The sequence below is a fragment of the Streptomyces sp. NPDC058964 genome (genome assembly GCF_042741275.1).
Lineage (GTDB): Bacteria > Actinomycetota > Actinomycetes > Streptomycetales > Streptomycetaceae > Streptomyces.
On the sequence record NZ_JBHYKH010000167.1, the window covers coordinates 1 to 8,532 of the forward strand.

The window sequence follows — 8,532 nt, forward strand, 5'->3', positions numbered from 1 at the left end:
CGTGGGCCGCGCGGGTGGCCCCCTCCGCCAGGGCGAGTGCCGCGCGCTCCACGGGGGTGAACACCTCGGTGTCCCGCCAGGCCGCCAGCACGCCCAGACGCCGGGTCGTCTCGCCCGTGCGCAGGGCGGCCCGGGTGTGGACGTCCAGGCAGTACGCGCAGCCGTTGATCTGCGACACCCGCAGGTTGACCAGTTCCACGAGAGCGCGCTCCAGGCCTGCCTCGGCGGCGGTCGCGCGCACCGCCTCGGACGTCTGCACCAGGGCGTGGTACGGCTTGGGGCTCTGCTTGTCGACGAAGATCCGGCGGTTCGCCGGGCCGGGCGTGGGGCTGCTGCTCACTCTGGGGCTCCCTCGGGCATAATCACAGGACCCATATTGTTGAATATAGAACTATCATGATTGTGGGAGGTGGCCCCCGATGGGCGATGCCGACGAGCCGAAGGTCGACGTACTCACCCCGCGCGACGTCCCCCTGGGCGGTCCCCGCGCGATGACCGTCCGCCGCACACTGCCGCAGCGGGCCCGGACCCTGATCGGCGCCTGGTGCTTCGCCGACCACTACGGCCCCGACGACGTCGCCCGCACCGGCGGCATGGACGTCGCCCCGCATCCGCACACGGGACTGCAGACGGTGAGCTGGCTGTTCAGCGGCGAGATCGAGCACCGTGACAGTCTCGGCAGCCACGCGTACGTGCGGCCGGGCGAGCTGAACCTCATGACGGGCGGACAGGGAATCAGCCACTCGGAGGTCTCCACCCCACGGACCACGATCCTGCACGGCGTACAGCTGTGGGTGGCGCTGCCCGGCGAACACCGGCACACGGAGCGGGACTTCCAGCACCACGTTCCCGAGCCCGTCCGCGTCGACGGAGCCGTGATCAGTGTCTTCCTGGGCGAGCTCGCCGGAGCCCTCTCGCCGGTGCGGACCTTCACGCCCCTCCTCGGGGCCGAGGTTCTCCTCGAACCGCGCGCGGCCGTCACGCTCGTGGTGAACCCCGGCTTCGAGCACGGGCTTCTCGTCGACCACGGTGACGTGCGCGTGGCCGGCACCGCGCTGCACCCGGCCGAACTGGGCTACATCCACCCCGGAACGGAGACCCTCACCCTCGTCAACGACTCGGACGACACCGCTCGCGCCGTCCTGCTCGGCGGAACGCCGTTCGAGGAGGAGATCGTCATGTGGTGGAACTTCATCGGGCGCAGCCACGAGGACATCGTCCGGGCCCGCGAAGAATGGGAGAACGCCTCCGAGCGCTTCGGTGCCGTCGAGGGCTACGCGGGGCACCGGCTGCCCGCGCCCGTCCTGCCGAACGCCACCCTCGCACCGCGCGGGAACCCGCCGCGCGGCTGAACCGCGCCCACCGGCATGCCGGTGAAGCCGGGTCTTCTTCCGCTCGGAGGCCGACCGCTCCTGCGCCGGACAGGGCCTGGCCGGGCAGTTGGTGACGCAGCCCCCCACCGACGTGCGCGCGCTGGGGATGCGCATCGTTTCCGTGTGCCCCCACGTGGCCGAGTAGCTGCAGAGGCACCCGGAGTTCGCCGGCATCACCGGCCCCGTGACGCCCGAGCTGCTGCGGTGGCTGGAGGCGGAACTGCGCCACGTCACGACGTCGTCCGGCGCCGTCGTTTTCTGTGCCTGTCAGTTCGCGGTTGATCGCCATGCCGACCTTTCGGGGTTTGTGTTCGCCCAATTGCTTTGCGGATATGTCGTTCTCACGCGCCAAAACGACAATTGCTGATTTCGTGCGGGAGGAGGTGAACCAAGGAGTAAGGTCGCCTGCTCTGGATGCCCGCCGCGGACGCTCGCTGTGGATGTCGGCGGCCATCGTGACGGTGAGACGCATCGGCGGGGGAAAAGATGTACGGCACGGAGGCCGAGGTGAGGCCGATCGTGGTGCTCACCGCCCTGAGCGTGGAGTATCGGGCGGTGCGTGATTGCCTCGTCTCGGTACGCAGAGGTCCGAGCCACCGGGGCACGGTGTTCGAATTCGGCTGGCTCAACGGCACGCCGTACAAGGTGGTGCTGGCGGAGACGGGACCGGGAAACCGCCGGGCGGCCGCCCTCGCGGAGCGGGCCGTCGAAGCGTTCGGTCCCTCCGCCCTGTTCTTCGTCGGTGTCGCGGGTGGGCTCAAGCCGGACGTCGAGCTGGGCGACGTCGTCGTGGCGACCAAGGTGTACGCCTACCACGGAGGCAAGGAGACCGCCGAGGGGTTCGCCGCCCGCCCGGACTCCTGGCCGGCCGACCACGAGCTGGAGCAGCTGGCCAGGTTCGTCAACCGCTCCGGCCAGTGGTCCCGGACGCTGTCCCCGACCGATGGACGGCGCCGGCCGGCGGCTCACTTCAAGCCCATCGCCGCGGGCGAGGTCGTTCTCGACGCCGGCGACTCCGCGCTGCGGCAGTTGCTGGACCTGCACTACCAGGACGCCGTCGCCATCGAGATGGAGGGAGCGGGTGTGGCGGAGGCGGCCCACCTCAACACCCGGGTGCCCACACTCGTCGTCCGCGGCATCAGCGACCGGGCGGACGGGGCCAAGAAGCAGAGCGACGACGCCGACTGGCAGGCGGTCGCCGCCCGCAACGCGGCGGCCTTCGCCTTCTCCGTCATCCGTGAGCTCGGCGAGGACGAAGCGCCGTACGAGCCCGCCGCTGCTCCCGCTCTCGCCCTGGCCCCGGCGGCGGAGCCGGCCCGCCGCGGTGAGAACGCGCCGCTCGTGCCGTCTCCCGCACCGCCGCCGCTTCGGACGCCGTGGGCAGGCGGTCAGGAGTTCGGCACGGCTGGGCACCGCTATCTGCTGCACATGCCCACCGAGGAGCGCAGCACGCCTGATTTCTCCCTGATCCAGCACCAGGCGCTGGCCCGTCGACTGGAGCCGGCCACCGACTCCTCGGCTTCACCCTTCGTATGGCTGCGCCGGACCGAAGCGCGCCACCCCACCTCGGACGCCATGGAAGCGCTCGACGCGCTCCGCCGAGAACACGATCTCGTCGATCGGCTCCACGGCCGGTCCCACGGGCTCCCGGACCGCGGGACGTACGAGCGGATCGGCACTCGACGGGCCGTGCTCACGCTGCCCTGGCCCGTCTCACGCACCGGTGGTCCGTGCGGCACACTGCAGTCCGCGTGGGGCACCGACCGCCGCCGGCCCCTCACCAGCGCACAGCTGGCCGACCTGCTCCACCGTACGGCGGGGCTGTGCGACACCCTCGCGGCTCTGCACAGGTCGGGGGCCACGCACCGCTGCCTCACCCCCGCGGGGGTCATCGCCCTGGACGACGGCCGTCTGGTCCTGCGGGACCTCGGACTGGCGGGTCACGACCCGCGTCCGGGCGAAGGGCCCACTGCGTACCGGGCTCCCGAACAATGGCTGGGCAGCCACCGGCCGGGTCTCATCGGCGCACCCGCCGACGTGTACCAGCTGGCCGCCCTCACCTACCACCTGGCCACGGGGCACCCCCCGGCTCCCGCGGGACCACTGCCGCTCCGTTCCCACCTGGGGAACGTCCCCGACAGCCTGGAACGAGCCGTGCGCACGGCGCTGGCCCAGGCTCCCGGCGACCGTCCGAGTGCCCGAACGCTGGGCACCGCACTGCGCAGTGCCCGCGAAGACCTGCTCGGAGACGCGTGAATGTTCCTGCGTACCGTCGATCTGCAGGGTCCCCTGGTCCTCGTTCCCAGCCCGCCGCTGGACGGCTCGCTGCGCCGGTTACGGGCCGAGCACCCCTATCTGCCCGAGGACGTCCATCAGCTCGCGGCCGACCTCGACAGCCGCCGGGACGGGGTCCCCGCCACCGTCGCGGAACCCCGTAGCCGCGGCGGGGCACGGACGATGCATGTGCAATGGAGGACCAATTCCGCGAGACTGTTCCCGAGCGGCAGGAGGCAGGACGCCTACCGGGTGGCCGAGGTCGTGCCCCTCGGCTTCCGCCACCATCACGCGGTCGCGCGAGGTTGCCTCCTGGTGCGGCCCGCACGCTGGCTGCCCTGCCACCTTCCCGGCGAGATACCCAAGAACAGCGAGGCGCACTGGCCTCGTCTGGAGGACGAATGGCGGCTGCTCCTCGAGGAGATGGCCGAACGCACCAGCGCGCCGGCGCTCGCCGACCGGCACGCCCGCTTTCTCGCAACGGTCCAGCGGATCATCGACACCGACGAACGCATGTCCGTCGCCAGGGCACACGCCGCCGGGGACTATCCCTACCGCGACGTCACGGCCACGGGCGAGCAGCGCCATGGCACCCGGGCCGTCTACGAGTTCGATCTGGTCGGAGACGGCAAACCCGGACCGGGCACGCTGGTGCAGGTTCGCGGAGAACCGGCACAGCGCGGCCGCGTGGTGCGCGCGCTCTCACGCGGTACGTCGGTCACCGTGTCGTTCGACCGGGCCGTCGCCTGGGACAGCGTGCCGAAGCAGGGGGCCCTGCAGATCACCCCGAGCCACGCCGTTCACGAGCGGCAGCGCGAGGCGGTACGGGCGCTGCGTGACCGCCGGTCGTGCAACCCCCATGTGCTCGATGTCCTGGTGGACCGCAGACTCCGCCCGCCGGGGCCCGTCCCGGGCCGGTTCGAGCAATTCGAGCAACACGAGGCGGAGTTGGACCGTGAGCAGAAGGAGGCGTTCCGCAGGGCCCTGGCCGTCGAGGACCTGCTGGTGGTCCTGGGCCCGCCCGGCACCGGCAAGACACGCGTGATCAGCCGGATCGCCCGGGCCGTCGCCGCGAGCGGGACGGGGGAGCGTGTCCTGGTCGCCTCTCACACCAACCGCGCGGTCGACAACGTGCTCGGCAGGCTCTCCAAGGACCTGGTCGTCGTCCGGGTGGGCAACGAAGGCGCGGTGACCTCGGAGGGCAGGCCGTATCTGCTGGAGGAGCAGGCCGCGGAACTGCGCCGGGGGATCCTCGGCCGACTGGAGTCCAGGCTGGCCGTCCCCCTCGACGTGGAGCACATGCAGAAGGCGAACGACGAACTGGGCCGGCTCCTCGTTCGCCTCGCCACCCTGGCGGACGAGGAGTCGACCGCCCACGCCGGGCTCGCCCAGGCCAGGCGCGCAACAGGCGGCCGGGCCCAGCGCCGAGTGGACGGGCTCGTCGCGGAACGCGCGCGCCTGGTCGGGGAACGGGACCGGAACGCGCGACGAAGCCAACGGCTGTCCCGACTCCACCGGACCGCCGCGCGGCGCGCCCGATGGCGGTTCGTCGGCTTCCTCTTCCAGCTGTGCGTCCGGCGCTGCGAGCGACGTCTCGCCGCGGCGGAAGCGGCCGCGGACGCCCTCGCCGGCAGAGAGGTCCGCAACCGGACGCAGACGCGGGAGGCCGAGCGTGAACTCGACGCAGCCACCAGGGACTTCCCGGCAGTGCGAGTGGCGCGCACGCAGTGGGAGGACGCCCGCGGACGCCGCGAGGCCTGCCGCGTCGAGGCGGCCGGGGCCGCCGAGCGCTGCCGGACCTCCGTCGCCGCCGTCGAGGAGCCCCCCGCCGTCCCCGATCCGGCGACGGCCGAGGCCGGGACCGTCGACCGGGAACTGGCCGCGCTCCACGCATGGATGACCGACCGACTTCCGTTGCTCACGTCCCGACGCACCCTCCTCGCCGAGTGGCGCGACGAGGTGTCCTCGGCAACCGGACAACTCCACACCGAACTGGTCCGCTACGCGCACGTGGTCGCCGCGACCTGTATCGGTGTGGCCTCCCGCCCCGAACTCACCGGACTCGACTTCGACCTTGTCGTCATCGACGAGGTGGGGCAGATCGGTGTCCCCGACGTACTCGTCCCGCTCGTCCGCGCCCGCCGCGCGGTGCTCGTGGGGGACCACAGACAGCTGCCGCCCTACCTCGACCATGATCTCAGGGAGTGGGGGGAACGCTCCGGCGACCCGGTGGCCGGAGCGCTGCTGGGCACGAGCGTACTGGAGTTGCTGCGTCTGGACCTGCCCGACTGGGGAGTGGTGTCGCTGACCAACCAGCGGCGCATGCCGTCGGCCGTCGCCGACTTCGTCTCCGCCGCCTTCTACGACGGACTGCTGCGCACACCCGAACCGGACCGGCCCCACGACTCCAGGCTGTTCCGCACCCCCCTGGCGTTCGTCGACACCTCGCGGCTACCGGCCGAGCGACGCTCCGAACGGGATGCGAGCGGCCAACCGGGCCAGGAGCGCAAGGGGTATGTCAACGCGGCCGAGGCGGACCTGCTCACCAGGCTGGCGGCCCACTACGACGGCCGGGGCGTGAGATGGGCGGTCATCGTTCCCTATGCCGCGCAGGCAGCGCTGATCACGGCCCAGCTGACGCGACGGATCGGCGGATCGGAGCGGATCCGGTGCAACGTCGGCACGGTCGACTCGTTCCAGGGCGGCGAGCGGGATGTCGTCCTCTACGGCTTCACCCGCAGCAACCCCGGGCGCCGTGTGGGGTTCCTGGACGAGCTTCGCCGCTCCAACGTCGCGTTCACCAGGGTCGAACGCCAGTTGGTACTGGTGGGTGATCTGTCCATGCTGACCCGGGCCAGGGATCCGGGGGTTCGAGAGCTCGCCCGCGCACTGCGCGAACACCTCGCCGTCCGGGGCGAGATCCACTCGTACGACGAGATGCTCGACCTGCTGGACAGCGTCGAGGCAGGGGGCGACCGCACATGAGGGGGCGCACCAGGCTGCCGGCGTTCCCGGAGCAAGTGGTCCTGGAGAACGCCGCGTTCGCTCTGGGGCTGAGGCCCACCAGCATTCACACGGTGCTGGTGCCCGTGTGGCGTGTGGAGGTACGGGCGACCGTCACCGAGGGGCAGCCCTACGAGCTGATCGACCGCTTCGTGGAGCGCGGCATCGCCGAAGGCGGGTTCCACTGCGCCGGTGAGCTGGCCTCGTTCCTCGCTCTCGAACCAGCCCTGGTGCGGCAGGCGTTGGCCTTCCTGATCGCGATCGATCACGTCCGCGACGACGACGGCCGCCTCGCGCTCACCGAGCTCGGTCGCCGCTCGCTGCGTGACGGCACGCGCTACACGGTCACGCGCGACGACCGCCGCAAGCTGTACTTCGACGGGTTCCAGTCGCGTCCGCTGACAGCGGCTCATTACCGAAGTGCCACCGTCTCCTTCGTCTCCGCCGACGAAGCGGTGCCCCGGCGGCGCGGAGGGGCGCCGGCGCCCCGGCTGATGCCTCGCGCGTTTCGTCCCGGGGCCGTGACGGAGCTTGCGGGTCATCCCCACCGGGCGCGTTTCAACCTTCCGGCGGGCATCGACGACCCGGAGTGCGTGGGCGTACCGGAGTGCGTGCACCTGCCCGCGTATGCCGTGCGCGCGGTGGAGGACGACGGGCGGGTACGTCACCTGGTCTACACGCGGGCGCACGGCGGCGAGCACGATCCCGACCTGTCCGCGGCGTGCGAGGGGACGCCCGAGTTCGAGACCGCCCTGTGGGCCGAGGAGAGCCGTGCCGCAGGGCGTCTCGCCGAGCGGATCGAAAGGTGGCTCAGCACGAAGGAACTCGGGCAGTACCGGCCCGTCAGGGACCCGCACGGCGCCTGGCGCGTGACGCTCCCCCCGAACCGGTTCCGCGAAGGCGGCGCCGTCGAGCTGGCCGACGTCGGGTCGTACAGGGTGCTGGGAGGCCCCTTCTTCCAGCTCTGGTGCGCGGACCGTGACACCCGCGCCTGGGCTCTCGTCGAGCGCCTCGACTCATACGTCGGCGCTCGTCTGCGGCACGATCCCGTCGACATCCGCATGCGGATCGATGCCCTGTGCCGACAGCTGGAGCTCGGCCCGGTCGGGATGGAGACCCTGTGCCGCGCCGCGGACCAGGCCGGGAAAGAGACGCTTGCTCAACGGCTGCGCTGGGCTCGGTCGGTGGAGTCGAAAGACGCCGATCGGAAAGTGACATGAATGAACAGGTTCGGGCGATCCCTTAGCGGGAATTGTCCATCCCGATATTCGGCTGATCATCTAGTGGCAATGATCGAATTGACGGTAAAGGAAAAGAGGGAATTCCCGCCAAAGGTGAGGCTGGATGAGTCTAACCTTGTCGCCACAGGGCGCCGTCGAAGGATTTCGTTCCGGCAGTAGCCGGGGTGCGTGGATATTCGGGGGCCTTCGGAGCCGTGGGGGTCAAGTGATAAACGCAAGGGGGGCGCTCGAGCGTGCGTGCGAACGTGCCTTGAGGGTCGGAAAGTCGCGGAGACGGCTGGGAACGGGGAATTCCCCTGTCGTCCGTCCGCTTTGCCCAGGGCGCCGGCGAGCGCACCGCCTCGCCGCCGTGGCGCTCGCCGCGGTGACACTGCCCGGCGTGGGGATGTCCGCGATCGGCGGAGGGTTCACCGGATCGGCCCGTCCCGTCGACGCCGCCACGACGGCGTCCGACGATCCGGTCAACTACGCCGTCGCGGTGGACGAGTCGGCGAGTCTGGGAGCCGACGAACTCGACCGGGAGAGGGACGCCGTCTCGGCGATCGCCCGCCGCGACCCGTCCCCCCCGTAGCGGGTGGGGGGGTTTGGGGTGGCCCACGCCCAGACCCCGGAAGAGACGGGCCCGGGAGCGGGGGAGCCCC

At 71.3% G+C, this 8,532-nt stretch carries 7 protein-coding genes; 6 read left to right on the plus strand and 1 reads right to left on the minus strand.

Annotation, left to right across the window (positions count from 1 at the left end; translation table 11 throughout):
- On the minus strand, nucleotides 1-340 hold a 340-nt coding region (locus ACFW2E_RS21340), incomplete at its 3' end, for a carboxymuconolactone decarboxylase family protein (RefSeq protein WP_384468644.1).
- A 79-nt stretch (nucleotides 341-419) separates the two neighbouring features.
- Here ACFW2E_RS21340 and ACFW2E_RS21345 point away from each other — a divergent pair.
- The 6 genes from ACFW2E_RS21345 (at nucleotide 420) to ACFW2E_RS21370 (ending at nucleotide 8,462) form a co-directional block, all read left to right on the plus strand.
- The gene (locus ACFW2E_RS21345; RefSeq protein WP_384468645.1) at nucleotides 420-1,352 is read left to right on the plus strand and encodes a pirin family protein; all 933 of its coding nucleotides are present in this window, start codon (nucleotides 420-422) and stop codon (nucleotides 1,350-1,352) included.
- A 205-nt stretch (nucleotides 1,353-1,557) separates the two neighbouring features.
- The gene (locus ACFW2E_RS21350; protein ID WP_384468646.1) at nucleotides 1,558-1,740 is read left to right on the plus strand and encodes a hypothetical protein; all 183 of its coding nucleotides are present in this window, start codon (nucleotides 1,558-1,560) and stop codon (nucleotides 1,738-1,740) included.
- Nucleotides 1,741-1,859: 119 nt separating this feature from the next.
- On the plus strand, nucleotides 1,860-3,629 hold the full coding sequence (locus tag ACFW2E_RS21355; protein WP_384468647.1) for a hypothetical protein: 1,770 nt from the start codon (nucleotides 1,860-1,862) through the stop codon (nucleotides 3,627-3,629).
- On the plus strand, nucleotides 3,630-6,632 hold the full coding sequence (locus ACFW2E_RS21360) for a DEAD/DEAH box helicase (protein WP_384468648.1): 3,003 nt from the start codon (nucleotides 3,630-3,632) through the stop codon (nucleotides 6,630-6,632).
- On the plus strand, nucleotides 6,629-7,870 hold the full coding sequence (locus ACFW2E_RS21365; RefSeq protein WP_384468649.1) for a hypothetical protein: 1,242 nt from the start codon (nucleotides 6,629-6,631) through the stop codon (nucleotides 7,868-7,870). The genes ACFW2E_RS21360 and ACFW2E_RS21365 overlap by 4 nt, the downstream gene beginning before the upstream one ends.
- 400 nt (nucleotides 7,871-8,270) lie before the next feature.
- Complete coding sequence (locus ACFW2E_RS21370) at nucleotides 8,271-8,462, plus strand: hypothetical protein (protein ID WP_384468650.1); 192 nt, start codon at nucleotides 8,271-8,273, stop codon at nucleotides 8,460-8,462.
- Nucleotides 8,463-8,532: the final 70 nt, after the last annotated feature.

Coding starts and splice junctions, on each gene's coding strand:
- ACFW2E_RS21365 (WP_384468649.1), top strand. CDS start 6,629: ATGAGGGGGCGCACCAGGCTGCCGGCGTTCCCGGAGCAAGTGGTCCTG.
- ACFW2E_RS21345 (WP_384468645.1), top strand. CDS start 420: ATGGGCGATGCCGACGAGCCGAAGGTCGACGTACTCACCCCGCGCGAC.
- ACFW2E_RS21360 (WP_384468648.1), top strand. CDS start 3,630: ATGTTCCTGCGTACCGTCGATCTGCAGGGTCCCCTGGTCCTCGTTCCC.
- ACFW2E_RS21355 (WP_384468647.1), top strand. CDS start 1,860: ATGTACGGCACGGAGGCCGAGGTGAGGCCGATCGTGGTGCTCACCGCC.